This is a genomic window from Lonsdalea britannica (genome assembly GCF_002111595.1).
Lineage (GTDB): Bacteria > Pseudomonadota > Gammaproteobacteria > Enterobacterales > Enterobacteriaceae > Lonsdalea > Lonsdalea britannica.
In genome coordinates, this window is record NZ_LUTN01000020.1 from 1 (window position 1) to 24,556 (window position 24,556).

The following is a 24,556-nucleotide window of genomic DNA, read 5'->3' on the forward strand; positions in this document are numbered from 1 at the left end:
GCAGTCTCAGTTGGATGCGATGGCGTTGGATGTCGCGGAAGGAGGGGCCAACATGGCGGACAGCCATGCCTTTTTCGAAGCCAGTATGGACTACGCAAACGCCAACTGGGCGACCGGACAGCTGCTGAGCGTTAAGCACGGTCTGGCCAAGGCCATCATCAATGACTTCAACTGAGCTCATTTACCTCCTCGAACACTGGTTAAACCGCTTGGGCGGCCCGTTAACGCTGGCTATTGACGGCGGCCCGGTAGTGCTGACCCGCTACCCGCGCGGCATCGGTTGTTCTGCGCGGTTGACGACGGCGATCGAGGTGAATGATGCCTTACTGCAGCAGGCGCTGGTGTGCTCATCCGCCTCGGTGCTGCGCTTTGGTTTGCAGGCGGCCGCGCTGGCCTACGCCAAAGAGGATAAACAGCTTTGGCTGCTGATGCGGCACGCGCCGGATGAAGCGCAGGCGCTCTGCCGCACGCTGGAAATGCTGGTGAATCAGCGGGATGCATGGCAGGGCCTGTTGCTGCCGTCACGACGCAGTAGCGCCCTCCCGGTCACTAACCTCCACACGCTGGCCTGGTCGCAAGGAGATTGGCATGCGTAACCTGATCTACTCATTGTTATTCACCTTTTATCGCCTGTTTTGCTGGTCGCTGGTGTTGATTGGGATGATGCCGATAACGCATGCCGCGACGCCGTCAGCCTGGAACAAGGGCGCTTACGCCTATTCGGCGGACAACACGCCGTTACCGCAGGTTTTACAGGATTTTGCCGACAGTCACGGCGTTGAACTGCGGCTCGGTCAGATCCCGGATAACGCGGTCAACGGTAAAATTCGGGCGGACAGTCCGGTGGCTTTTATCGACCGGCTGGCGCTGGAACATCATTTTCAGTGGTTTGTGTACAGCAACACGCTGTATGTCAGCCCACAGGATGAACAGACGTCGGTGAGTCTGGAGATCTCGCCGGAGGCCGCGCCGGATCTCAAACAGGCGCTGACCGGTATCGGCCTGCTCGATCCGCACTTCGGCTGGGGGGAGCTGCCGGAGGAGGGTGTGGTGCTGGTCACGGGGCCACAGGAGTACGTCAATCTGGTCAGCAGCTTCGCCCGTAAGCGCGAAAGTCGGGAGGAGCGCCACAAGGTGATGAATTTTCCCCTACGCTTCGCCGCTGTGTCTGACCGCACTATCCACTATCGTGACCAGACGCTGGTGATCCCGGGCGTCGCCACCATCCTGAACGAGTTGATGGATGGTCATCGTTATCCGCCCGTCGGCGCCACGGCTGCCACCAGCGGCACCAATGCCGCCGCGGGCGGCGGATCGGAGGCCGGTGATGCCAACAAAGCGCTGGAGGGCGAGGCCCGCAACATGCTGACGCGCTGGGCCACGCGCACGCCTCCCCGCAGTCGTGACGGTAAATCGACGCTGGAAGGCAAGGTGTCTGCCGACGTGCGTAATAACGCGTTGCTGGTCAGGGATGACGAGAAACGGCGCGCCGAGTATCAGCAGCTCATCGACAGCATCGATGTGCCACAAAATCTGGTCAATATCGATGCGGTGATTCTCGACGTCGACCGCACGGCGCTATCGCGGCTGGAAGCCAATTGGCAGGGAAAACTGGGGTCTGTAACCGGCGGCGCGAGCTTAATGTCCGGCTCCAGTACGCTGTTCGTCAGCGATTTTAAACGGTTCTTTGCCGACATTCAGGCGCTTGAGGGGGAAGGCACGGCGTCTATCGTGGGGAACCCATCAGTGCTGACGCTCGAAAATCAGCCCGCGGTCGTGGACTTCAGCCGTACCGCATTCATTACCGCGACCGGCGAACGGGTGGCCGATATTCAACCGGTCACGGCGGGCACCAGCCTGCAGGTGACGCCGCGGGTCATCGGTAAAGGCGATCAGAGCAGTATCCAACTGGTAATCGATATCGAGGACGGTCAGTTGGAGACCAACGCGGAAGGCAATGCCGCGGGGGTGAAGCGCGGAACGGTCAGTACACAGGCGCTGATTGGCGAAAATCGCGCGCTGGTGCTGGGCGGCTTTCACGTTGAGGAGAGCGGCGACCGGGACCGGCGCATCCCGCTGTTGGGCGACATCCCGTGGATCGGCAAGCTGTTCACCTCCCGGCGACATGAGGTGTCCCGACGCGAGCGGCTGTTTATCCTCACGCCGCATCTCATCGGCGATCAAAACGATCCGACACGCTACGTGTCTCAGGATAACCGCCGCCAGCTACAGGAAGCGATGGGCCGCGTCACGAAACGCAACAGCAAAACCGATCTCTACGGCATGGTGGAGAACGCGCTGCGCGATCTGGCCAGCGGCCAGACGCCCGCCGGATTCCATGTCGATAGCGCCGGTAGTCGGCTCAATGAGGTCTGCCAAAGTGCGCGCGGGCTGGTCTACGAGAGTGGACGGCACCAGTGGTACAGCAATGAGGTGGTCGCGCTGACGGTGGGCGTGGTGAAAAATCGCGGACGTCAGCCACTGCGTTTTGACGAGGCGATCTGCGGCGGTCGTCGCACGCTGGCCGTTGCCGCCTGGCCAAGAACCACGCTGGCGCCGGGACAGTCGACGGAAGTCTATCTGGCGCTGCTGCCTGCCCGTCTAGCCGCGCCGACGCGTCCTTCTCTGATTCAACCTTGATGCTTTAAGGAGAAAAGCATGTATTACAAGCTGTTCTTGTTGTGCTTTGCGCTGTTGCTGAGTGCCTGTGCGACCAAAACGCCGCCGGCGCGGTGTGCGGACGTGTCCTGCCGTCCGCAGCCCGATGACCATCAGTTGGTGATTTGGTGGCAGCCAGACCTGCGAACCGGCGTGGCCGATTCTACCCAGGTCACTCTGCCATGACCGACAGCACGATAACCGACGTTGAGAGCGGTGCGGCGTTTATCGCCGCGATGAACCGCCAGCAGCCTACTCGCTGGCAGCCGCAGTCCGGTATAGAACTGCGTTTTCAATATGGCGAGAGTGGGGGCTGGGCGCTGGAGCTTTCGATCCAGCCGGGCAGGCAATACCCCGGGCAGTTACGGCAGATTTTGGGGCGTCGCTATGACCGGGATGCCGAAACCGAAGGTGCGCACATCTTCCTGCGGGAAACCAACGTGCTGACGATTGGATGGCAGCTTTGGCAACCGGCGGTGGAGTATCCGCAGGTGGTGCGTGCGCTGTTTCAACTGGCGGGCGTGGAGTGGAGAGAAATGGAACGAGCGGATTGATCGCGATGAAATCATCACGGCAAGGAACTGTTCCACGGCTGAAGTCACTCACTTAGCAGTACCGGACAGGCGTTCGCCGCAGGTACTGGCGTTATGACGCGACGTTGCGTACGTCATAGCAGGACATCGCCACGACTCATCAAATGGATAAGGAAACAGCATGATTCAAATCTCAATCAAGAGCACTCCCGGCGCGGATTTCGGATCTCAAGCCTCGGGTGTTGAAGGCTATCAGTCTCTGTCCGGCGGAACGGGAACGCAGGGCAGTAGCAGTGCCAGCGCCGACCAGCTGAGTAGCATTATTGATAAACTGACCGACCTGCTGACATCTCTGATGTTTGCCAACCAAGGGCAGTCAGCCACGACGCAGAGCGGTTCACAGAACAGCGGCACAGGGACGAAAGGCGCGCAGTCAACCGTCGATACTCAGGATTCTGATGCCATCGATAAGCTGTTTTCCAAGGCGCTGGAGAACCTGCTCGGTAGCGATACGGTTAACTCCCTGAGCCAGTCCGGCAGCAATAGCGGATCGCTGCTGAGCGACAGTCAGGCAACCGAAGGCAACAGAGACGCCTATAGCCAAGGCGTTAAAGATGCGCTGACGTTGTTGCTGGGGAATAACTCAGGCGGCAGCGCAAATACGTCGTCATCGCTCTCTCTGGGGGGGAATGGTCTTCAGGGGCTGAGCAGTACCTCGGATTTCAACCAGCTCGGCAACGCCGTCGGTTCCGGCGTGGGTAAAAGCGCAGGTTTGCAGGCGCTGAATAATATCGATACCCATCGGGATGGCGTAGATCGCAACTTTGTTAACAAAGAGGATCGCGGCACGGCCAAGGTCATCGGGCAATTGATGGATCAATATCCTGAAATTTTTGGCAAGCCGGAGTACCAGAAAGATAACGCGTCGTCGCCGGTACAAGACGACAAAAGCTGGGCGCAGGCGTTGAGCAAGCCGGACGACGACGGGATGACCAGTGAAAGTATGGATAAATTTAAACAGGCCGTTGGCATGGTGAAAAGCGCGCTGGGAGGTGATAGCGGCAACAGCAATCTGAACCTGCGCGGCGCGGGCGGTTCTCTGTTGGGTATCGATGCGGCGGTCGCCGGAGAGAAGATCACGAATCTCTCACTGGCGAAGCTGGCCGCCTAACCGCTCTCGGGTACGCGTCAGCACCGGACATGTGGTTGTTCCAATATCACGTCGCTGTGTAGTGATCGAGACAAAGATAAATGCTCGGCGATACGGGAATTGAGGGCAATGGCATGTCGCGGCGAGAGAGTTCCTCAGGCAAGGCAGTTCTTCACCCCGGCGCTGCCGGGGTGTTTCATTCGGCATTCGCCCAGCGTCTAATTCTTTGACGCGCCATCGATATCCCGCGCGATTTAGGCTGAAAACAGGTATTTGTTCCTGAGGAGCCGCGGCTAAGGATCGCCTATCTCTATTCAGCGTATCTCGCCCTGACCACGATGAGCGCTATATTTCAAACCCCGGCGCGACTTCCTTGATTGGTTTTTTACAGGCCTCTAACTGAGAAGCCTGCGGATTTTTTGCTGAACAGTCGGGTTTAAATGGATTGAGAGTGTCGCGATTAAAATAGATCAGCAACAGCAATAGAATGAGGGCGATTCGACGGAATCGTTTATATTTTTTCATCGGTTATTCGTTAATTTGTTTACGTGGCGTTAACATTTTACAAAAGCCTCACGGTAATGTCTCCTCGCTTGACGTCGTTTCTTCTTTCCCAGACGGCTTTTCCTCACCAAACCGGAGGTAAAACACGGTCCGGACCTCTTTTCAAGCACGCCAAAAACTGTGCGAGGTCAAGAAAACGTCGGTTTTTTTGGGATTTGAGAGGGCGGTGCGTAATCTACGTGAAGCCGGGAAACATGGCATAAGGTAAAATTGCGTTGATTAAGTCGACTTTTTCCGAACAAAGTAAAAAATAAGTTATATAAAAAATGTGCTTATGATTAAATTGCATTTATATGGCAGGGATTTATGCCGTTGTAGTTGATGTACTAGTCTGTCATTGCAATAAGCGTCCAAACATAAGATGTCGTGCGCACTATTCAATTTAGAATGGGATAAATTATGAAATTGCAACAGCTTCGTTATATTGTTGAAGTTGTTAATCACAACCTGAACGTCTCCTCTACAGCGGAAGGCCTTTACACCTCCCAGCCGGGTATCAGTAAACAGGTCCGGATGCTGGAAGATGAGCTTGGGATTCAGATTTTTGCACGCAGCGGTAAGCATTTAACACAGGTGACACCTGCCGGGCAGGAGATTATTCGTATTGCCCGCGAGGTGCTGTCCAAGGTCGAAGCCATCAAAGCGGTCGCCGGTGAGCATACCTATCCGGATAAGGGATCGCTGTATATCGCCACAACGCATACGCAGGCCCGTTACGCGTTGCCAGAGGTGATCAAAGGCTTCATCGATCGCTATCCGCGCGTGTCTTTACATATGCATCAAGCTCGCCCACGCAAATCGCGGAAGCGGTGGCGAAGGGTTCGGCTGACTTCGCCATCGCCACTGAAGCGCTGCATTTGTATGAAGATCTGATCATGTTGCCTTGCTATCACTGGAACCGCGCCGTGGTGGTCAAGCCCGATCATCCGCTGGCGTCGAAGACCAATATCACCATTGAAGAGCTGGCGGCCTATCCGATTGTGACGTACACCTTCGGATTTACGGGACGTTCCGAGTTGGATACGGCGTTTAACCGCGCAGGTCTGTCGCCGAGGATCGTATTCACCGCCACCGATGCCGACGTCATCAAACCTATGTCCGGTTGGGTTTAGGGGTGGGGGTTATCGCGAATATGGCGATCGATCCGCAGGCGGATCCTGATCTGGTCAAGCTCAATGCCGACGACATCTTCAGCTACAGCACCACGAAAATCGGCTTTCGACGCAGTACATTCCTGCGCAGCTACATGTACGACTTCATTCAGCGCTTTGCCCCTCATTTGACGCGTGATGTCGTGGATACCGCTATCGCGCTGCGGTCGAATGAAGAGATCGAAGCGATGTTTAAAGACGTGGTGCTGCCCGTCAAATAATCGCGCGTTATTCGTGACGGCCAAAGCATTTTAAGCTTTGGCCGTCACGATAATCCCTTAGACGTCGACCTTGTCTTTAAACTCGCAGAGATCTTCGATTAAGCACGAACCACAGCGCGGCTTGCGGGCGATACAGGTATAACGTCCGTGCAGGATCAGCCAGTGGTGGCAGTCTACTTTAAATTCCGCTGGCACCACTTTCAGCAGTTTCTCCTCTACTTGCTCCACCGTTTTTCCGGGCGCAAAACCGGTACGGTTGCTGACGCGGAAAATATGCGTGTCGACGGCGATAGTCGGCCAGCCAAATGCCGTATTCAGCACGACATTCGCCGTCTTTCTGCCGACGCCGGGGAGCGCTTCCAACGCGGCCCGATCTTCAGGCACCTGTCCCTGATGATGTTCAATCAGCATCCGGCAGGTTTTGATCACGTTCTCCGCCTTGCTGTTAAACAATCCAATCGTCTTGATATAACTTTTCACGCCATCCACACCCAGCGCCAGCATGGCTTCCGGCGTATTGGCGACCGGATACAGCTTGGCGGTCGCTTTATTGACGCTGACATCGGTCGCCTGCGCTGAGAGCAGCACGGCGATCAACAGCTCAAAGGGGGAGGTGTAGTGAAGCTCCGTTCTTGGTTCCGGATTGTTGTCCCGTAATCGCGTCAGTATGGCCAGTCGTTTTTCTTTATTCATGATGATGCAGTCGAGCCTTATTTAGAGACCGAAATGGCATGTGTACTGGGGATTGCCCAGGAAAACCTTATTGAACCGCCGAGAGAACGCCGTCTCCACGACGATATGCCTGACGGCAAGCTTGTCGTTTAGCCCCAGCATTATCACGTTCAACGGAAATGCGCCGATATTCGTGGTTGCGTTAGGCGATCTATCAGTGGAACGGCCAGATTCGCCACTAGTACAGCAAGGGCTATCCCTTCCGGATATCCCCCATAGGTTCGGATAGCCCACACCAACACGCCGGTCAGCGCGCCAAACAGGATGCGTCCCTTCCTGGTCGTCGCCGAAGTCACGGGGTCGGTGACGATGAAAAAAGCGGCCAGCAGCGTAAATTCAGAGAAAAGATGCAGCGACAGCTGGGCGCAGACGTCCGGCTGAAGCTGTCGGCCAACCAGGGCGCAAAGCGATAGCGCCAGCAAAAAACTGACGGGAATCTGCCAGCGAATAATACCCCGTGCTAGCAATAACAGGCCGCCAGCCATGAAGGCCAGATTAATCCATACGCCCTGCATGGGTGCGGAGAAAAAGTTGAAGGCGGTGGGGCCGAACTGGGCGGCGAGGGTTTCTCTCGCCGAGAGTGCGTCGGCCTGGGGATTGTACCCGACAGGATGCGGCAGGGTGAATACTGACGGGATCAACGCGTGATGATGAGTATAGAGGGTCTGGAGCGCGCTGAGGATATCTTGCGGTTCATTCGGCGCATGACCGTGAATGAGCGAGTTAGGAAATGCCAGCATCAGTAGGGCATAGCCCGCCATGGCGGGGTTAAAGCGATTATGCCCCAAACCGCCGGAGAGCTGTTTGACGCTGACGCTACCGCCGTGGCAAGGACGGCCCACCACCAGGGTGCCAGCGGTGGTAGGATGATGCCGATCAGTACCGCGGTTAAAAGTCCCGAATTGTCTTTGGACGTTGCCGCGATGGGATGTCTTTTAAGTGACAATGTCACGGTTTCAACCACACGCGCAGTTATCATCGCCAGGAGTATCTGCAGGAGATTGCCGTAGCCAAAAAAATAACTCTGTAGGGCAATACCCGGAACGCAGGCCAGGATCACCCATCGCATGATGCCGGACGTCGTCTGCCGTTGATGCACCAACGGCGCGCTCGCAATTCTAAAAGCCATTTATTCCTCGTGAGGCTGTGGTTCTGTCTGAGATCCCTGTAACGCCTGCGCCGCTTTACGCGCTTTGACGCGGGCGATAGCGGCGGCCACGGCGGCTTTGCGCGGGTCATGTTCTGACTCGGCATTATGCGTCGCTGGCGTATCGGCATTCGCGACGTCGATCGGAGAGGCGTCAGGTAAAAACGTCTGCTGCTGCGCTGCTTTACGCGCTTTGACGCGAGCGATAGCGGCGGCTACGGCGGCTTTACGCGGATCGTGTTCTGACTGACGAGGCTGCGTGGCATCGTCAGGTACTGCGGACGGAGGGGCAGCAACTGCTGCGGGTTGTTGCGTCATCATGGCTTCCGCCTGAAGCGCCTTAGCCCGTTCAATGGCCGCCGTGACGGCAGCGCCGGGTTTGCCGGAGGTGACAGAGGTTGTGTCTATCGCAGGCGTAGCATTCGCGGCAGGTACAGCGGTCGTTTTAGGTGCAGACACGACGCTCGTTGTCGCGTGCTGATGGCGTTGTTCCCGCGCTAATTTCTCACGTTCCAACCGGGCTTTTTTCGCCACAAAACGCGCTTTGGCGTCGGCGGCACGTTGGGCTTGCTGTTCCCACGACCGAATTTCGGCTTTTGACTGGCGAAAGTATTGCACCAGTGGAATCTGGCTGGGGCAGACGTAAGCGCAGGCGCCGCATTCGATACAGGCGGACAACGCGTGCTGGCTCGCCTGTTCATGGTTGTCGTCACGAATGAATTTAAACAGCTGTTGCGGCAGAAGGCTCGTCGGGCAGGCATCGGCGCATTCGCCGCAGCGGATGCAGGCCTGCTCCTCCGCCTCAGGCTGAATTTCATCCCGTGAGGGTGCCAATATCGCACTGCTGGCTGGGATGATCGGGACATCCAGCTCCGGCAGCGTGAACCCTGTCATGGGACCGCCCACGATGACCATCGGCTGTCCGCTGGTGACGCGGTAGCCTGCCTGACGCAGAAGGTAGCGTACCGGCGTACCAAGCAGAGCCCATACGTTGCCGGGCTGTTGAAGGGCCTGACCCGCGACCGTCACCACACGTTCTGTCAACGGTTCGCCGTCAATCACCGCGCGTTTCACCGCATAGAGGGTACTGATATTCTGCACAGCAACGCCGAGGCGGGTGATGGGTTGACCCTGGGGAATGGTTTTCCCGGTGAGTATCCGTGTCAGCATGGCGACCTCGCTGGACGGATAACGGGTCGGGATCACCCGGATATGTATGTGCGGCGAGGCGTGCAGCGCCTGTTTCAGTGCGGCAATCGCCTGTGGCTTATTGTCTTCGATACCCACCAAAATTCGCTGAGGCGCGTAGAGATGATCCAAGATGTCGATACCCACGGCCAGCTCCGCCGCACACTCTTGCATCAAGCGGTCATCGGCGGTGAGGTAAGGTTCCGATTCTGCGGCGTTGATGATGAGCGTATCGATGTTACCCGGCGCATCCGGCCAGGGTGACGCCGTGGCAAATCCGATGCTGCCGAGCCCTGCGATCCCCGCCTGATGCAGATGATCGCGCAGTGTTTGCGGCGTGAGCTGCCGATAGTCTGGTAAAGGACGACGCTCCGCCCAGCGATCGTCGCCATCCGGTTTCAGGATCAGGCTCAGTTCGGGAAGCCCGGAAGGATGTGTGGCGGCGTGGTAGCGAACCGCCTGTATTGTCCCGGAGGTGGGAGCATGGACCGGCACCGTTGGGCCGAGACTGCGTGTCAGCGGCTGGCCTCGCAAAACCTGTTCGCCAACCTGCACGCACAGATCGCTGTCCGATCCCAGATGGGAGGTGAGCGGCACGATCAGGCGGTCAGGCAGCGGCAGACGACGTAAGGGGATTTGATTCGACGACGATTTCATTTGCGGCGGGCGAACGCCGCCCTTCATGGGCCAAATCCGATTTTTCCCGAAGGCAGTCAGCACATTAAACATGATGTCCCCCCTGTAAAACGCGTACTGGGATCGCGTTCAGATCCCAGTTCCAGCTGTCGGGGCCGGGGGGAATCGGGTCCAGCGTAATGCAGTCGGTTGGGCAGGGTGAAACACATAAATTGCAGCCGGTACATAGATCGCTGACGACGGTGTGCATAGCGCGTGCGGCGCCGACGATGGCGTCAACCGGACAGGCTTGAATACATTTGGTGCAGCCGATGCAGCGGCTCTCATCAATCCGCGCGACCTGTCTTTCCGGTTTGCCCGGCATCGCGTCATCCGGTAAAGGCTGTGGCTCAACGTTCATCTGCTGAGCCAGTTTGTGCATCAGTGGCTCGCCTCCCGGTACGCATTTATTAATCTGTTCGCCGTTTTGGATCATGGCTTCTGCATAAGGGCGGCAGCCAGCATAACCGCATTGGCGGCACTGTGTTTGCGGGAGCAGATCTTCCAGCTGTTCAACGGAGGGGGGAGTCTGTCGCAGAGAACGTCGGCGTGAGGCGTAGCCGAGCATCAGACTGGCCGTCAGCGTCAGCGCGACGAGTACGGCTATCGTCATCCAAAAATTCATCATCACCATTTCACCAGTCGGGTAAAGCCCGTAAGAGCCGACACGTTCGCCAAAAAGGCGCCAACCGGTAGCCGCGGGTATTCGCTCATTACAGTACTTACAAAATAAAACCGACGTATTATCCGGCATTGTCCTTGCTTCGACAACCTGAACGCCTACCATCCTGACCTGCCGGAGACTGAACGATTAAGTTGTGGTCACCTATCGGCGAGTGAAAAGCGCCGTTTCCGTGAAACAGCAGACACGACGGGCTTAACGGAGGGGGAGATTGATGAAAAGGGTGCGGCAAGCGGCACCATGACAAAGACTGGCGCTGTATTCGAACGGCGGTTATTTTTGGTCTGCCAGAACACGACTTTTGATTTGATACGCCCGATTTCGGTGAATCCCCCTGCCGGATGCGGGGCAGGGTTAACGGCGAACATACCGTGCGATGCACTTTGTTTCTTAACCCAGCCCAATACAAAGAGCGAAAGTGAAACGCCCCGCGACTTCACGGGGCATTTAGGTTTGAGCGCTATTTACTCTCCGTTGTTACGGATCAGCTGTTGATACCAGAAGAAGCTCTTTTTACGCTGGCGTGCTAACTGACGCTGGTGGTCGACATACACAAAGCCATACTGTTTTTGGAAGCCGTTCAGCCAGCTCAGTAAATCGATAAATGACCAAGGGTAATAACCACGTACATCGGCGCCTTGGACGATAGCGTCTGCGACGGCGTCAATATGTTGACGCAGGTAGTCGATGCGATCGTCATCCACCACTTCACCGTTAATGATGGGGTCTTTAGCGCCCAAACCGTTCTCAGTGATGTAAATCGGAATATCACCGTAGCGCTCTTTAATCTGCAGAATGCCTTCCGTCAGGCCCTGCGGGTAGATCTCCCAGTCCCAGTCGGTATACACCCCGTTCGGATTACGCACGAATTTGAACAGATTTTTAAAACCAAACTCGTTTCCGGTCTGGTGCGCGCTGCCTTTCTCGCCCGTTGTATTGATTTGCAGACGTGACTCGCCGTGATTCGCCGCCACTGTTTCCCGTTTGTAATAGTTCAGGCCAATAAAGTCGCAGACATTGTCGTGCAGCAGCGCTTCATCGCCGGGTTCAAATACCGGCGCGCCGAGGCTCGATTGGGCCAGATGCAGCAACTCTATCGGATACTCTCCTCGCAACACTGGATCGTATAACCAGTGGGTAAAAATCCCGTCCGCCAACTGGCAGGCCGCTACGTTTTCCGGTGTGTCATCGAGCGGGGTATTCGTTTGCAGCACGTTGACGAAGCCGATCTTACCGACAATGCTGGACTGACGGAAAGCGGCCACGGCGCGCGCATGCGCGATGAAAACATGGTGACATGCTTGCAGGGCGCGGGTGGGATTGCGAATACCCGGGGGATGCGCGCCCGTGATGTAGCCAAAGCCGATAAAGCAGAGGGTTTCGTTAAAGGTTGACCATAGCTTGACGCGGTCGCCATAGCGCTGGTAGCAAAGGCGGGCGTACTCTTCAAAAGCATCAATGGTCTGACGGGATTCCCAGCCGCCCTGATCTTGCAGCGCCTGCGGCAGATCCCAGTGGTACAAGGTGATCATAGGCTCGATGTTGTGCTCCAGCAGCGAGTCGATCAACGCACTGTAAAACTGGACGCCGGCTTCATTAATCTCGCCGCGACCTTCGGGGAGCAGGCGTGGCCAGGAGATAGAGAAACGGTAGCTTTTTAAGCCCAGCTCCGCCATCAACGCAACATCTTCACGGAAACGGTGGTAGTGATCGACGCGACGTCGCCGTTGGTGCCTTTATAGGTGGTGCCCGGCAGGTGAGAAAACGTATCCCAAATCGACGGGCCTTTGCCCTCGGCGTCGTGCGCGCCTTCAACCTGATAGGCTGCGGTCGCAGCGCCCCACAGGAAATCTTTCGGAAATCTAGACATAAAACCTCGCTCTTGGGTGGCAGTAACCAACGATAAGTGAGTGTAGGCGGGTTAAATTATTAGTTGCAACCGGTTTCTGAAACCGGTTTCTTTTTGCGGATGGATTTGTGATCACACTCACATTGATTCGTCATAGGTCTGCATAGCCCGTCGTCGATGAAGCTACGTAATTTTTAGATACAGGCTTTCCGCCGATTGTGGTCGGAGAAGCGTCAGGGTGAGCACGGCATTTTGATGACGTTATCCGATAAATCTGGAAAGCTCGCGGTGATATACTGGGCGCTCCATCACAACGGGAAAGCCTGTCGCACAGGCTAGGGGAATGATTTATGGCAGATACCATTCGTGTCGGATTGTTGGGGTATGGCTATGCGAGCAAGACGTTTCACGCGCCGCTGATTGCTGCGACGCCTGGAATGACGCTGGTGGCGGTGTCGAGTCGACATCCAGAAAACGTGCATGCAGATTGGCCGTCTGTGCGGGTAGCCGAGAAACCTGAAGTGTTGTTTGACGACCCCGAAATCGATCTCATCGTGATCCCCACGCCTAACGATACGCATTTCCCGCTGGCTAAACGCGCGCTGGAAGCTGGAAAGCATGTCGTAGTGGATAAACCGTTCACGGTCACGTTGTCTCAGGCTTTCGAGCTGCATCAGGTTGCCGTCCATATGGGCAAAGTGCTTTCCGTCTTTCACAACCGCCGTTGGGACAGCGATTTCCTGACCCTCAAACATTTGGTGCAAACCGGCGTACTGGGCGACGTGGTGTATATGGAATCCCATATGGATCGCTATCGTCCCGAAATTCGTGAACGTTGGCGTGAAGACGGCAGTGAGGGCAGCGGTATTTGGTATGACCTGGGGCCTCACCTTATCGATCAGGCGTTACAGCTGTTCGGCGCGCCGGTCGCCATCCATGCGGACCTTGCGCAGCTGCGTCCGGGAGGGAAATCCGCCGACTACTTCCATGCCACGTTGATTTATCCGCAGCGCCGCGTTGTGTTGCACGGGACGTTGCTGGCCGTTGCTGAGACCGCGCGTTATATCGTTCACGGCTGCCACGGCAGTTACGTGAAATATGGCATCGACCCTCAGGAGACGAAACTCAAGGCGGGACACTTGCCGGATGACGATACTCTGTGGGGGCACGATGAACGCGATGGCGTGCTGACGATGAATCGGGAAGGCGCGACCGTGGAGGAAGCGGTGACGACGATCCCCGGTAATTACACGGCCTACTATGCCGCCGTGCGTGATGCGTTGAATGGTCAGGGTGAGAATCCGGTTCCGGTCACTCAGGCGATTAAAGTGATGGAGTTGATTGAACTCGGACTCATTTCTAATCAGAAAAAATCCGCGGTGACGTTAAAAAATAGCTAGCGTTGTGGGTATTTATTCCACATATTAACTCTCTATCTCACAGGCGATCTCATGATCGCCTGTATTGTTTATAGAGAGGGTGTCGTTTCGTTATGGGATGGTTGCAACGGTTAAAAATTGATAAATTTCTGTTAGTTCTGGTTCTGGTGGTCATTACCGCTTCGTTTTTTCCCTGTGAAGGTGAAGTGAAGGTGTTCTTTGAATACCTGACGACCGCGGCCATCGCACTGCTGTTCTTCATGCATGGCGCAAAATTGTCTCGAGAAGCTATCGCGGCTGGCATCAGCCACTGGCGTCTGCATTTGGTGGTCTTCGCCAGCACGTTTGTGCTGTTCCCTTTGCTAGGGTTGGCCATGTCCGTTTTGGTTCCAGAGATACTCACGCCGACCGTCTATCTTGGATTTCTCTATCTTTGCGCCTTACCTGCAACGGTTCAGTCCGCCATCGCTTTCACGTCAATGGCGCGAGGGAATGTGGCCGCGGCGATTTGTAGCGCATCGGCATCCAGTATTTTGGGGGTCTTTCTGTCGCCGATTCTGGTTGGACTGCTGATGCACACGCAAGGCGGACAGACGGATACGCTGCATGCGATTGGGTCGATCGTTCTCCAACTAATGGTGCCATTCGTTCTGGGTCATTTGTCGCGACCACTCATCGCAAACTGGGTGCAGCGCCACCGTAAGCTGGTTAATATTACTGACCGGTCATCGATTCTGCTGGTGGTTTACGTCGCATTCAGCGAGGCGGTCGTTCAGGGTATTTGGCACCAGATCAACGGCTGGTCTCTGCTATCTATCGTGGTGTGTTCGTTCGTCCTGTTGGGGATTGTGCTGATGTGCACCACTATGGCTGCGCGCAAGCTGGGCTTCTCGAAGGCAGACGAGGTCACTATCGTGTTCTGCGGTTCTAAGAAAAGTCTCGCTAACGGCATTCCGATGGCGAATGTCCTGTTTCCCGCGGCGGCGGTGGGGGCCATGGTGCTTCCTCTGATGATCTTCCACCAGATACAGCTGATGGTGTGCGCCACTCTGGCTCAGCGTTATGCCAAACGCCCGTTAGAGGCTGATAGCTCCGAAGAGTAATCACGCGCTCTCATCATGAAGAGACGACGCCATGAGTGAGAACTCATGGCGTTATTTCATTCAGAGCGTTTGCGATAGGCTGTTTTCGCACTGCGCGGTATCGTGCTCCAGCACCGTGAATAAAGCCTGAGATCACGTGATGGGAGGACGTCAGTTACTGCCTAAAAGATTTAAGGGCTCCCGCGGAAAGCGTGAAACATCGGGTTCAATGTCATTTGTCTCGTCGCTATACGTTCATCAAAATAGAAAAAAATAGCCATTATCTTTCTCTATCGATGGTCGCCAGCGCGAAGCAATTCTTTCAGTTCATCTGCCAACAGCACTATTTTTTGCAGGTTTTAGTCTGCGCTGTAAGAAGGGGATAACGCGTGGTGAAAACGGGAGCGTGGGGACAGGAAACAGAGGATAGGGCACAGCTGAAAGATCGCCTCCGCCCCCCATCACGACCTATCCGGCCTGTAATGAGCGGCGGGGAGATAACATTACGCCGCGCGATTTTTCGCTTTCTGACGTAACAGCGCTTTTTCCTCTTCGCCGATGAAGGCGACGGTCAGGCCGTTTTCCTGAGCCTGATGAATATCTTCCTGCGTCAATCCCGCCTGCGGCGCGGCGACAGTGTACTCGTGCTCGATTTCGATCCCCTGTACGGCCGGGTCGTCGGTGTTGATCGTCGCCAGCATACCGTGGCGCAGGAAATGTACCAGCGGGTGGGCGAGCAGAGAGTGGACGGTGCTGGTCTGAATATTGGACGTCAGGCAGGACTCCACGCCAATCTGGTGTTCAGCCATGTACTCCATCAGCTTACGATCGACAATGGCCGCAACGCCGTGGCCGATGCGCTCCGCGCCCAGTTGATTGATCGCCTGCCAGATGCTTTCCGCACCTGCGGCTTCACCAGCGTGTACGCTGATATGCCAGCCGGCATCACGCGCCTGGCGGAAGTGGTCGGTAAACAGTTCGCCGGGATACCCCAGTTCATCGCCTGCCAAATCCAACGCGGTGATACTGTCTTTGTGCGCGAGGAGAGAACTCAGTTCCTGCTGGCAGGCCTGAGTCCCGAACGTCCGGCTCATAATCCCCATGAGGCGGATCATGACCTTGTCATCATTGTCGCGGCAACCGGCGTGAATGCCGTCGATGACCGCTTCCACCACGCCTTCCAGCGGAAGCTGATAAGCCTGAGCCATGTAGTAGGGGGAGAAACGCAGCTCGGCGTAGTCCAGTCCGGCGCGAATCGCATCCTCGACGTTTTCGTAGGCGACGCGCCGACATGCGTCCAAAGAACCCAAAACGTTGACACCCCAATCCAGCTTCTTCAGGAAGCTGAGCAGGTCTGGTTCGTTATCGACGATCTGCACATGAGGACGCAGCGACTCCAGATCCTGCCCCGGCAGAGCGATATTGAACTGGCGCCCCAACTCAAGAATGGTCTGAGGGCGGATATTACCATCCAGGTGGCGGTGGATATCTGTTAGGGGGATGTGCGGATCAATCATGTTTTACTCTTTATTAACGAAATCAGTAAGTCAGTAAATAGCCGTTAGTATAAGAATAAATCCGGTCAAATTGCCATTCATTCACAGAAAACTTCATGTCCAACGGTTACTGAATCGGAAGCGCGGGAAACCATAAAGAGGGGTGTTGGGGCGTTAATCAGCAGGAAGCAGGAGGCGCGTTGCTAAAGGGCAGGCACCCGAAAGGTGCCTGCAAAGTGCATCGATTACTGAGCCTGAGGCGCAGGCGCAGGGACGGCTTGTGGCGCGTCCTGTGCAGGAACGGAAATGTAGGGAGCGATAAATTCCGCCAGCGTTAATTTGCGACCGTTGAAGGTCACCGTGCCGTCGGCATACTGCAGCGAACTGGTGATCGCATTGTCTTTGGTGACCGTCAGTTGGCTCATCTGGCCGACACCGGCAATCAGCTGCGCCTGCTGGCGGGCCATGGCTTCAATCTGCTTTTTGTCGTTGTCGTTGTCATTTTCGACTTTCGGACCGGTCTGGACGAACAGCTCCGTCAACATGTTCAGCGGCAGGTTGAGTTTCAGGTCTACATTTTTGATGGACTGACGGATCAGCGCCTCTTCATCGGATACGCCGGTGATGGCGTTGTGATCTTTCTGCAACGGATCGGTCAAGTCCAGGGCCAGATTGAAGTCGCTCTGTCCTTTGGCGTTTTTCCAGGTTATCGGCGCGATGTGGATCTGCGGATTGCCTTTCAACAGCTGAGGCAGGTTATGCAGCACGACCATCGCCATCTGCTGTTGGTACTCGTCGGTGGTGATCGGTTCCGGACTGGACATCAGCGCCTGGAATTTGGCGCGGTAGGCGTCGGAGAATTGCTTCAATCCGTGGCCATCGACACCGGCGAAGCTGGCCTTCAGATTCACCGCACCCAGGTTCTGGTCACGCAAGACTACAGAGGCAACGTCAATACCCAATTTGCCGGACAAATTGACGTCGTCCGCGTTGTTCTCGCTGGAGACGTTCACATCATTGATGGTTAGCCCATTTTCATTTTCGACGTTCAGCGTCAGTTTTTTCAGGGTGATGTTGGCATCACCGACATTGATGTCGAACTTGCTTTTACGAGAGGTGGAGTCCAGCGCCAGATCCTGTAACGTCAGCACTTCATTCTGACCCAGCTGGTTTTTCTTCTCGGTCGCCAGATTGGCGATGTTACCCGAAATGTGGGCCTGGCTCAGGTCGCGTGCGACGAACAGCTTCAGGTCTGAGCCGCTGAAATTCAGTTTCTGTTCCGGGTTTTGGAAATCAATCGCCGCCAGGCGAATATCGGAGTGAGTATCGCCACTGTAGGTGACGCGTGTTTCCGCATTGATAAACGGCACGTCTTTCGTCAGTTCGAACAGCGGTGCGACGGCGTCGGTTTTCACCAGTTCGCTGTGCACGGACGCCATCGACGGGATCAGATTCAGATGTTTGAGCTGAGACAGCGGGAACGGTCCGTGATACAGCGTTTCTTTAAAGACGACTTCCTGATTCTTGTCCAGCACCTGATGGTCGCTGGCGGTGCCGTCGGACTGAAGCACATACGTCAGGTGACTGCTGAACAGACCACGCTGATAATCTCGATAGCTGACCTTCAGTCCGGCGTTAGGATAGTTGGTTTTTAACTGGCTGTTGATGTTATCTGTGAATTCACCAATATGCTTTTCGACCTGTTTGCCAGTAAACCAGGAAGCTCCTGTCCAAACTACGCCTAGAGCAACGATGACCCCTGCGGCCACGACTGTTTTTTTCGTCACGCTTGTATCCTTTTTTATCTTGTGTAGTACCGCCCCTCATCGGGGCGTCAGCATCATGCTGTTTAAAGTCTAGTTATAAACGCGGGCAATGCGACCCGTACCGTGAATTTGCACGGGAGATTCATCAGCGCCGATAAAGCAGGACTCTCCCGGTTGCAGAGTAATCCGCTGTTGCGCTTTTTCCACGGTGGCTTCTCCGCTGACGCAGAAAAGAATAGCAGCGCTCTCCTGAGTCAGCACCTGAGGCTGTGCGGAGAGATCGTGCAGGGAGAAGGCAAAATCGTCAACCGGTACGGAGAAGGTCAGCGTCTGCTCGCCGACGACGGGCTTAGTCAACAGCGTTTCAGCCGGTTTGGGCTCGAACTGCACGTTAGCCAGCAGTTCAGGAATATCGATGTATTTCGGCGTCAGACCCGCGCGCAGCACGTTGTCTGAATTCGCCATCACTTCCAGCGCGACGCCATTCAGGTAGGCGTGCGGGGTTTCCGCCGTCAGGAACATCGCTTCTCCCGGCTGTAACGTCACGACGTTCATGAGGAGCGGAGAGAACAGCCCATTGTCGTCCGGGTAGAATCGGGTGATGTTGCGAATCGTCGCCCAGGGTTCGCCGTCACGGCTGTTAAGCGCGGCTTTTAGGGTCGCGATCGCGGTGTCTTTCTGCTCTCCGCTCATCTCGAGAAGGTTGGCGAACAGTCTCGACAGGCTTTTGCGATCCGGCTGCTGTAAAAACGCGGCGATAGACGGATGCGCGCTTGCCAGCGGTTGTAACAGCTCGGCGATCTCTTCCAGTCTGCGGAAGCCGTTAATGGCGCTGAACGGTGTGAGCGCGAAGACCAGCTCGGGTTTGTGATTGGCATCTTTATAGTTGCGCTCCGCCGCGCTGACGGGAATCCCCGCGGCGTTTTCTTTGGCGAACCCTTCTTCGGCGGCGCTTTTGCTGGGATGCACCTGAATGGACAACGGCTGATCGGCGCATAACACTTTAAACAGGAACGGCAGCTCGCCGAAACGCTGGGCGATGCGTTGGCCCAGATACCGCGCCGGGTCGGCAGTAATGATATCCCGCAGGCTGACCTGCTGCCCCTGATTGTCCACCAACTGAGAGCTGCTGCTGGGGTGCGCCCCCATCCACAGCTCCGCCATCGGACGATTATCGGGATTTTCCATGCCGTACAGCTCGGTCAATGCGCTCGGGCTGCCCCAGGCATAATGCTGAACACGGTTAAGCAATTTCTGCATAACGGGATCCTAGTGTTATTGATGATTTCACGTAGTGAATTAAGGGTTAAAGACAGAGGGGACGGGTGATGATCCAGAACCTCGATACCCATCATGGTAATGCTTTATCCGCGACGATACCATAACGTCAAGTACCTCAATTATCCGAAAATAAACGCATCTTCTAAGGAGATAGGTCATGTCCGATATACGTGTTGAGAAAGACTCTATGGGACCGGTTGATGTGCCCGCTAACAGGCTGTGGGGAGCGCAGACCCAGCGCTCTCTGGAACATTTTCGCATTTCAGAAGAGAAAATGCCCCAGGCGCTGATCCATGCGCTTGCTCAGACTAAGCGTGCAGCGGCGAAAGTGAATCTCGATCTGGGATTATTGCCGAAGGATCGCGGCGACGCGATCATCAAGGCGGCGAATGAGGTACTCGCGGGACAACACCCCAATGAGTTCCCGCTGGCTATCTGGCAGACCGGTTCCGGTACCCAGAGCAATATGAATATGAACGAAGTACTGGCGAACCGCGCCAGCGAACTGTTGGGGGGAGGCCGCGGCAACGAACGTTTGGTTCATCCCAATGACGATGTGAATAAGAGTCAAAGCTCCAATGACGTTTTCCCGACGGCGATGCACGTGGCCGCTGTGACCGCGGTGCTGGAGCACCTTCTCCCCGAACTGAAAACGCTGCAGCAGACGCTGTCGACCAAAGCGGTGCAGTATCACGACGTGGTGAAGATTGGTCGTACCCATTTGCAGGATGCGACGCCGCTGACGCTGGGGCAGGAGATCTCCGGTTGGTCAGCGATGTTGGAGCACAGTCAGCGACATATCGAACACACCATTCCTCACTTATCCGAGCTAGCGCTGGGGGGAACTGCGGTGGGTACGGGCCTGAACACACATCCGGAATATGCGGTACGGGTCGCGGCGGAGTTGGCGTCTTTGACCGGTCTGCCTTTCGTCACCGCGCCCAGCAAGTTTGAAGCGTTGGGCACCTGCGATGCGCTGGTGCAGGGACACGGCGCGCTTAAAGGGTTGGCGGCATCCTTAATGAAAATCGCCAACGACGTGCGCTGGCTGGCATCTGGACCGCGTTGTGGCATCGGCGAATTGAGTATTCCTGAGAATGAACCGGGAAGCTCCATCATGCCGGGCAAGGTGAATCCGACGCAGTGCGAAGCGATGACAATGCTGTGCTGTCAGGTCCTGGGCAATGATGTCGCGGTGAATATTGGCGGCGCTTCCGGCAATTTCGAGCTGAACGTCTATCGCCCGATGATTATTCATAACTTCCTACAGTCGGTACGGTTGCTGGCGGACGGCATCAAGAGCTTCAATGAACACTGCGCCGTCGGTATTGAACCGAATCGCCCGCGTATCGAACAGCTGCTAAACGATTCTCTGATGCTGGTGACCGCGTTGAATCCGCATATTGGCTACGATAAATCCGCTGAAATCGCCAAGAAAGCGCACAAAGAAGGGCTGACGTTGAAAGCCTCTGCCTTGAAACTGGGCTACCTAACGTCCGAGCAGTTTGATGAATGGGTTCGCCCGGAAGAGATGGTCGGCAGCCTGAAACGCTAAGCGCCGTCGTCGGTATATAGGTGAAGGCGGGGGATGAGCAGCCGCAGTGGATGCGCTTTAGGTTTGTGCTTATGTTTGATGCTGTCGGCATCGTAATCATTGAGCTCTCCCAGCACCGGTGACGGTGCGCCGTCAGTCTGACGACAGAGGACAATCAGCGGCGAAGGGCAGGGGTATTGCACCTGTTTCTGCTGCTCCTGGTACCAGACCCGCGCAATCGGCTGAACTTTCACCGGTCGTTTAATCTTCAGCAACGCCTGCTCCGGCAGGCGTTTTACATCTGATATTTCTTGTTCCAACAGCGATGCCCATTGTTCCTTGCTGTAAGGCGCCAGCGATCTGCCCGCCTGTAGACTTTTCTCCAGCTTTTTCAGCATGTCGTCGCGCGTGACTTTCTTAATGATGTTTTTATTGGCCCAGCCGAAACGGACTGAGGCCGGATTGACGATCATCGGGATCGTGCGGTAGGCACTTAGCGTGATCAGCCGCGCAGATGCGTATGCACGAAGTCGAAGCGCTGTTCGGGTTCGAGTCCAGACTCGACGGTGACGATGTATTCCAGCGTTTTTTTCAGCATATTGATATGTTTAATATGCTGCTCCGCCTCGAGAAATTGTGCCTCATCAACGGAAAAGCAGAGGGCGCCAGGCAGACGAATCGCAGCTTTGCTGCTGATGTTCTCCGCATAGTGATGAATGAACAGCCGCTGAAAGTGTTGCAAAGCCAGGTGGCGTGCGGCTTCGCCTTCTGAAGGCGTAACCTCGATCTGGGTGATGGGATCGTGCTCTCGGCCTTTCTCTATCTCGGGGAGAGTAAAGACGCGAGCGCCAATGAGTGGAAGCTGTGCAAATCGCTGCTCCATGTTCCCCAATGCCTTCTCCAGTTCGATGAAGGTCTGATTCATCCGCTCGATCAAATCGTAAGCCGCCATAAAAACCCTTATTAGTTACAACATGCAATAAGTTATAAACTAACTCCCCTGATGAGACAACGGTGTTGACTTGTCGGCTCATCAGGGGAGGGCGGTGATGGGGTTATCGTTGCAGGGCTTTTAAACGGAAGCTGATATAGAACGCCAGCAGCAGGAGTGCCCCCAGGAATCCCACGACGCCCGGCCAACCGAACTGGTACCAGAAGAAACCGCCGGTGGTGCCTGCCAGGCTGGAGCCGAGATAGTAGAAGAACAGGTACATCGACGACGCCTGACCTTTGGCGCGATGCGCGCGTTGGCCGATCCAACTGCTCGCCACCGAATGCGAGGCGAAGAAGCCCGCCGCGAACAGCATCATGCCTGCAAACACCAGCACTAGCGGTGAGAACAGCGTTAATATCAGGCCGGACAACATCAGTAAGACCGAACCAGCCAGGACCCGGCCACGGCCATATTTTGCCGTCATGGCGCCCGCGCGCGGCGAGCTGTAGCTGCCGGTCAAATAGACGACAGACAGCAGAGCGACGACAGCCTGATTCATGTAATAGGGCGCGCCCAGCAGACGGTATCCGATGTAGTTGAACAGGGTAACGAAGGACCCCATCAGCAGAAACCCTTCAACGAACAACAGGGGCAAACCCGCGTCACGCCAGTGCAGGCGCGCATTAATCCATAGCGTTTTCGGCTTCAGCGAACCGGCGCGAAAATGGCGCGATTCAGGCAGCATACGCCAGAAAGCCAGCGCGGCGAACAAGGCCACGATCCCCAACACGAAAATAGCGACGCGCCAGGGAAAGAAATCCGTCAGCACCCCGGTAATCAGACGTCCGCTCATGCCGCCGATGGAGTTCCCGCTGATATACAGCCCCATGGAAAAGGCGATGACGCTGGGATGAATCTCCTCGCTCAGGTAGCTCATGGCCACGGCAGCGACCCCGCTCAGCGACAGCCCCAGCAGCGCACGCATGATCAGCACGCTTTGCCAAGTGGACATAAAGCTGCAAACCAGCGTACAGACAGCGGCTAGCAGTAAAGACACCACCATGACGTTCTTGCGTCCGACGCTGTCGGAGATGGGACCGGTAAAGAGCAGTCCGACGGCCAAAGTGACGGTTGATACGGACAGCGAAAGGCTACTGGTCGCGGGCGAGATGCCGAAATCTTGAGAAAGTATGGGGAGGATAGGCTGAACGCAGTACAACAGGGCGAAGGTGGCGAGACCGGCGGAGAAGAGCGCCAAGGTGACCCGCATAAAGGCCGGGGTGCCGCGTTTAATATAAGGTGTTTTGTAAATCGAAGGGGTGCTTTTAGGAAGAGGGTCTGCATCATCAGTGATGGTCGAAGACATTCCTTGTGAAGACAGCGGGGTACTCACAATCGATCCTTATCTGGATAAGAGGGCAATAGGGTAAACGGAGCCGGGATCATAGAACTGCGAGATTCTTTTGTATAATATATTAATCATCATGAATGATACTTTTAAAATATGAATATAGAGCTGCGTCACCTGCGTTATTTCATCGCCGTTGCGGAAGAGCTGCATTTTGGACGCGCCGCCGAAAAACTGCGTATCTCTCAACCGCCGCTAAGTCAGCAAATTCAGATACTGGAAGAGCAGGTCGGAGCTCGGCTGCTGGACCGAAACAATCGTACGGTTCGGCTCACGCCCGCCGGGGCGCAGTTTCTTAAAGAAGCCTGGGCTATTATCAACCAGCTGAATCAGGCTGCCGATCGCGCCGCACGCATTCAGCGCGGAGAAATCGGCGAGTTAAATATCGGCTTCACCTCGTCGGCGCCGTTTGTGAAGTCCGTTTCCCGCAGCCTGTTGCAGTTTCGCCAGTCGTTCCCGGAAGTTCACATCCAGATGGTGGAGATCAATACCAAGCAGCAAATCGAACCGCTGCTGAGCGGCAAGCTGGATATCGGCGTGATGCGTAACAACCCGTTGCCCGACGCGCTGCGTCATCAGGTATTGCTGCATGAACCCCTGGTGGCCGTCGTTCATCAGGAACATCCGCTGGCGATGGCGCCGGACGGCTGCATCAGCGTTCGTCAGCTCGCGCAGGAGCCTTTCGTATTTTTTGCCCGTGAAGTGGGAACGGCGATGTATGACGAAGTGCTGACCCTGCTGAAAAACTATGGCGTAAAACCCTATATCACGCAGGAAGTGGGAGAGGCGATGACCATTGTGGGTTTGGTGTCCTCCGGACTTGGGGTGTCTCTGTTGCCCGCCTCATTCAGACGTATCAAGGTCGATGGCGTCAAATATCTCTCGCTACAGGAGGAAGACGCCATCAGCGAGATGTGGCTGGTGACGCATCAGCGTCGGCCGATCACCACGGCTGCACAGACGCTGATTTCGCTGATGTTGAACCACTCCGGCTCAAATATGTGCGGCAAATCACATAACGAATCAAATAGTTGACGGCTTTTATGAAAAGCGACACCATGGCCGCAGTTTTTTATTTTGCAGTGTAAAAAATAACAACATCGCATGATAAATCAGGAGTCGCTTC

Annotated in this window: 18 protein-coding genes and 4 pseudogenes; 11 read left to right on the plus strand and 11 right to left on the minus strand. The window is 55.7% G+C overall.

Annotation, left to right across the window (positions count from 1 at the left end; genetic code table 11):
* The 6 genes from AU509_RS15005 to AU509_RS15030 form a co-directional block, all read left to right on the plus strand.
* Nucleotides 1-175 (plus strand): serine kinase (locus tag AU509_RS15005; protein WP_139824061.1); only part of this gene is annotated, 175 nt, incomplete at its 5' end.
* Nucleotides 162-596 (plus strand): type III secretion system chaperone, encoded by a 435-nt coding sequence (locus AU509_RS15010; protein WP_094118722.1) that lies wholly within the window; start codon nt 162-164, stop codon nt 594-596. The genes AU509_RS15005 and AU509_RS15010, both read left to right, overlap by 14 nt.
* Nucleotides 589-2,640 carry a type III secretion system outer membrane ring subunit SctC gene (sctC, locus tag AU509_RS15015; protein WP_094118723.1) on the plus strand — a complete coding sequence of 684 codons (2,052 nt, stop codon included), beginning with the start codon at nt 589-591 and terminating at the stop codon, nt 2,638-2,640. The genes AU509_RS15010 and sctC overlap by 8 nt, the downstream gene beginning before the upstream one ends.
* 18 nt (nt 2,641-2,658) lie before the next feature.
* Entirely contained in the window at nt 2,659-2,844 is a 186-nt protein-coding gene (gene hrpT / locus AU509_RS15020; RefSeq protein ID WP_094118724.1) for an HrpT family type III secretion system protein, read from the plus strand.
* Complete coding sequence (locus AU509_RS15025) at nt 2,841-3,212, plus strand: hypothetical protein (RefSeq protein WP_085652871.1); 372 nt, start codon at nt 2,841-2,843, stop codon at nt 3,210-3,212. Before hrpT ends, AU509_RS15025 begins: the two co-directional genes overlap by 4 nt.
* A gap of 160 nt (nt 3,213-3,372) precedes the next feature.
* Nucleotides 3,373-4,362: a type III secretion protein HrpN gene (locus tag AU509_RS15030; RefSeq protein WP_085652872.1), complete on the plus strand. Its 990-nt coding sequence runs from the start codon at nt 3,373-3,375 to the stop codon at nt 4,360-4,362.
* A gap of 324 nt (nt 4,363-4,686) precedes the next feature.
* Here the strand turns inward: AU509_RS15030 and AU509_RS15035 are convergent, their stop codons facing one another.
* A complete protein-coding gene (locus tag AU509_RS15035) occupies nt 4,687-4,866 on the minus strand; it encodes a hypothetical protein (RefSeq protein ID WP_085652873.1) in 180 nt (59 codons plus the stop codon).
* Nucleotides 4,867-5,304: 438 nt separating this feature from the next.
* Between AU509_RS15035 and cysB the strand changes: the two are divergent.
* A pseudogene (gene cysB / locus AU509_RS17855) lies at nt 5,305-6,277 on the plus strand (HTH-type transcriptional regulator CysB).
* A 57-nt stretch (nt 6,278-6,334) separates the two neighbouring features.
* On the opposite strand, the gene nth reads toward cysB, so the two are convergent.
* From nth to AU509_RS15070, 5 genes and pseudogenes are all read right to left on the minus strand, one after another.
* Nucleotides 6,335-6,970, minus strand: coding sequence for an endonuclease III (gene nth, locus AU509_RS15050; RefSeq protein WP_085652875.1), 636 nt, complete (start codon nt 6,968-6,970; stop codon nt 6,335-6,337).
* 149 nt (nt 6,971-7,119) lie between these two features.
* A pseudogene (locus tag AU509_RS15055) lies at nt 7,120-8,138 on the minus strand (RnfABCDGE type electron transport complex subunit D).
* The gene (gene rsxC / locus AU509_RS15060; RefSeq protein WP_139824062.1) at nt 8,139-10,073 is read right to left on the minus strand and encodes an electron transport complex subunit RsxC; all 1,935 of its coding nucleotides are present in this window, start codon (nt 10,071-10,073) and stop codon (nt 8,139-8,141) included.
* Nucleotides 10,066-10,647, minus strand: a complete 582-nt coding sequence (gene rsxB, locus AU509_RS15065; protein WP_094118726.1) for an electron transport complex subunit RsxB — start codon at nt 10,645-10,647, stop codon at nt 10,066-10,068. Before rsxB ends, rsxC begins: the two co-directional genes overlap by 8 nt.
* Nucleotides 10,648-11,165: 518 nt before the next feature.
* Nucleotides 11,166-12,571, minus strand: a pseudogene (locus AU509_RS15070) (GH1 family beta-glucosidase).
* A 329-nt stretch (nt 12,572-12,900) separates the two neighbouring features.
* Here AU509_RS15070 and AU509_RS15075 point away from each other — a divergent pair.
* Together AU509_RS15075 and AU509_RS15080 are read left to right on the plus strand one after the other, a co-directional pair.
* Entirely contained in the window at nt 12,901-13,950 is a 1,050-nt protein-coding gene (locus AU509_RS15075; RefSeq protein ID WP_085652880.1) for an oxidoreductase, read from the plus strand.
* A 92-nt stretch (nt 13,951-14,042) separates the two neighbouring features.
* A complete protein-coding gene (locus AU509_RS15080) occupies nt 14,043-15,032 on the plus strand; it encodes a bile acid:sodium symporter family protein (protein ID WP_094118727.1) in 990 nt (329 codons plus the stop codon).
* 482 nt (nt 15,033-15,514) lie between these two features.
* Here the strand turns inward: AU509_RS15080 and add are convergent, their stop codons facing one another.
* From add to manA, 3 genes are all read right to left on the minus strand, one after another.
* On the minus strand, nt 15,515-16,528 hold the full coding sequence (add, locus tag AU509_RS15085; RefSeq protein WP_085652882.1) for an adenosine deaminase: 1,014 nt from the start codon (nt 16,526-16,528) through the stop codon (nt 15,515-15,517).
* 224 nt (nt 16,529-16,752) lie between these two features.
* Entirely contained in the window at nt 16,753-18,294 is a 1,542-nt protein-coding gene (locus tag AU509_RS15090) for a YdgA family protein (RefSeq protein WP_085652883.1), read from the minus strand.
* Nucleotides 18,295-18,363: 69 nt separating this feature from the next.
* The gene (gene manA / locus AU509_RS15095) at nt 18,364-19,533 is read right to left on the minus strand and encodes a mannose-6-phosphate isomerase (RefSeq protein WP_094118728.1); all 1,170 of its coding nucleotides are present in this window, start codon (nt 19,531-19,533) and stop codon (nt 18,364-18,366) included.
* Between the two features lie 178 nt (nt 19,534-19,711).
* Here manA and fumC point away from each other — a divergent pair, with 178 nt between their 5' ends.
* Nucleotides 19,712-21,109 carry a class II fumarate hydratase gene (gene fumC, locus AU509_RS15100; protein ID WP_094118729.1) on the plus strand — a complete coding sequence of 466 codons (1,398 nt, stop codon included), beginning with the start codon at nt 19,712-19,714 and terminating at the stop codon, nt 21,107-21,109.
* Here fumC and tus read toward each other — a convergent pair.
* Nucleotides 21,106-22,040, minus strand: a pseudogene (gene tus, locus AU509_RS15105) (DNA replication terminus site-binding protein). The gene fumC and the pseudogene tus sit on opposite strands and share 4 nt — an antisense overlap.
* Before the next feature lie 103 nt (nt 22,041-22,143).
* Nucleotides 22,144-23,388: an MFS transporter gene (locus tag AU509_RS15110; RefSeq protein WP_085652887.1), complete on the minus strand. Its 1,245-nt coding sequence runs from the start codon at nt 23,386-23,388 to the stop codon at nt 22,144-22,146.
* Between the two features lie 138 nt (nt 23,389-23,526).
* Between AU509_RS15110 and AU509_RS15115 the strand changes: the two genes are divergently transcribed.
* Entirely contained in the window at nt 23,527-24,465 is a 939-nt protein-coding gene (locus AU509_RS15115) for a LysR family transcriptional regulator (RefSeq protein ID WP_085652888.1), read from the plus strand.
* The last annotated feature ends 91 nt before the right edge of the window (nt 24,466-24,556 follow it).

What these genes read in the sequence shown, in the direction of transcription:
- AU509_RS15010 (WP_094118722.1), top strand. Translation starts at nt 162, where the DNA reads ATGACTTCAACTGAGCTCATTTACCTCCTCGAACACTGGTTAAACCGC.
- sctC (WP_094118723.1), top strand. Translation starts at nt 589, where the DNA reads ATGCGTAACCTGATCTACTCATTGTTATTCACCTTTTATCGCCTGTTT.
- hrpT (WP_094118724.1), top strand. Translation starts at nt 2,659, where the DNA reads ATGTATTACAAGCTGTTCTTGTTGTGCTTTGCGCTGTTGCTGAGTGCC.
- AU509_RS15025 (WP_085652871.1), top strand. Translation starts at nt 2,841, where the DNA reads ATGACCGACAGCACGATAACCGACGTTGAGAGCGGTGCGGCGTTTATC.
- AU509_RS15030 (WP_085652872.1), top strand. Translation starts at nt 3,373, where the DNA reads ATGATTCAAATCTCAATCAAGAGCACTCCCGGCGCGGATTTCGGATCT.
- AU509_RS15035 (WP_085652873.1), bottom strand. Translation starts at nt 4,866, where the DNA reads ATGAAAAAATATAAACGATTCCGTCGAATCGCCCTCATTCTATTGCTG.
- nth (WP_085652875.1), bottom strand. Translation starts at nt 6,970, where the DNA reads ATGAATAAAGAAAAACGACTGGCCATACTGACGCGATTACGGGACAAC.
- rsxC (WP_139824062.1), bottom strand. Translation starts at nt 10,073, where the DNA reads ATGTTTAATGTGCTGACTGCCTTCGGGAAAAATCGGATTTGGCCCATG.
- rsxB (WP_094118726.1), bottom strand. Translation starts at nt 10,647, where the DNA reads ATGATGAATTTTTGGATGACGATAGCCGTACTCGTCGCGCTGACGCTG.
- AU509_RS15075 (WP_085652880.1), top strand. Translation starts at nt 12,901, where the DNA reads ATGGCAGATACCATTCGTGTCGGATTGTTGGGGTATGGCTATGCGAGC.
- AU509_RS15080 (WP_094118727.1), top strand. Translation starts at nt 14,043, where the DNA reads ATGGGATGGTTGCAACGGTTAAAAATTGATAAATTTCTGTTAGTTCTG.
- add (WP_085652882.1), bottom strand. Translation starts at nt 16,528, where the DNA reads ATGATTGATCCGCACATCCCCCTAACAGATATCCACCGCCACCTGGAT.
- manA (WP_094118728.1), bottom strand. Translation starts at nt 19,533, where the DNA reads ATGCAGAAATTGCTTAACCGTGTTCAGCATTATGCCTGGGGCAGCCCG.
- fumC (WP_094118729.1), top strand. Translation starts at nt 19,712, where the DNA reads ATGTCCGATATACGTGTTGAGAAAGACTCTATGGGACCGGTTGATGTG.
- AU509_RS15110 (WP_085652887.1), bottom strand. Translation starts at nt 23,388, where the DNA reads ATGTCTTCGACCATCACTGATGATGCAGACCCTCTTCCTAAAAGCACC.
- AU509_RS15115 (WP_085652888.1), top strand. Translation starts at nt 23,527, where the DNA reads ATGAATATAGAGCTGCGTCACCTGCGTTATTTCATCGCCGTTGCGGAA.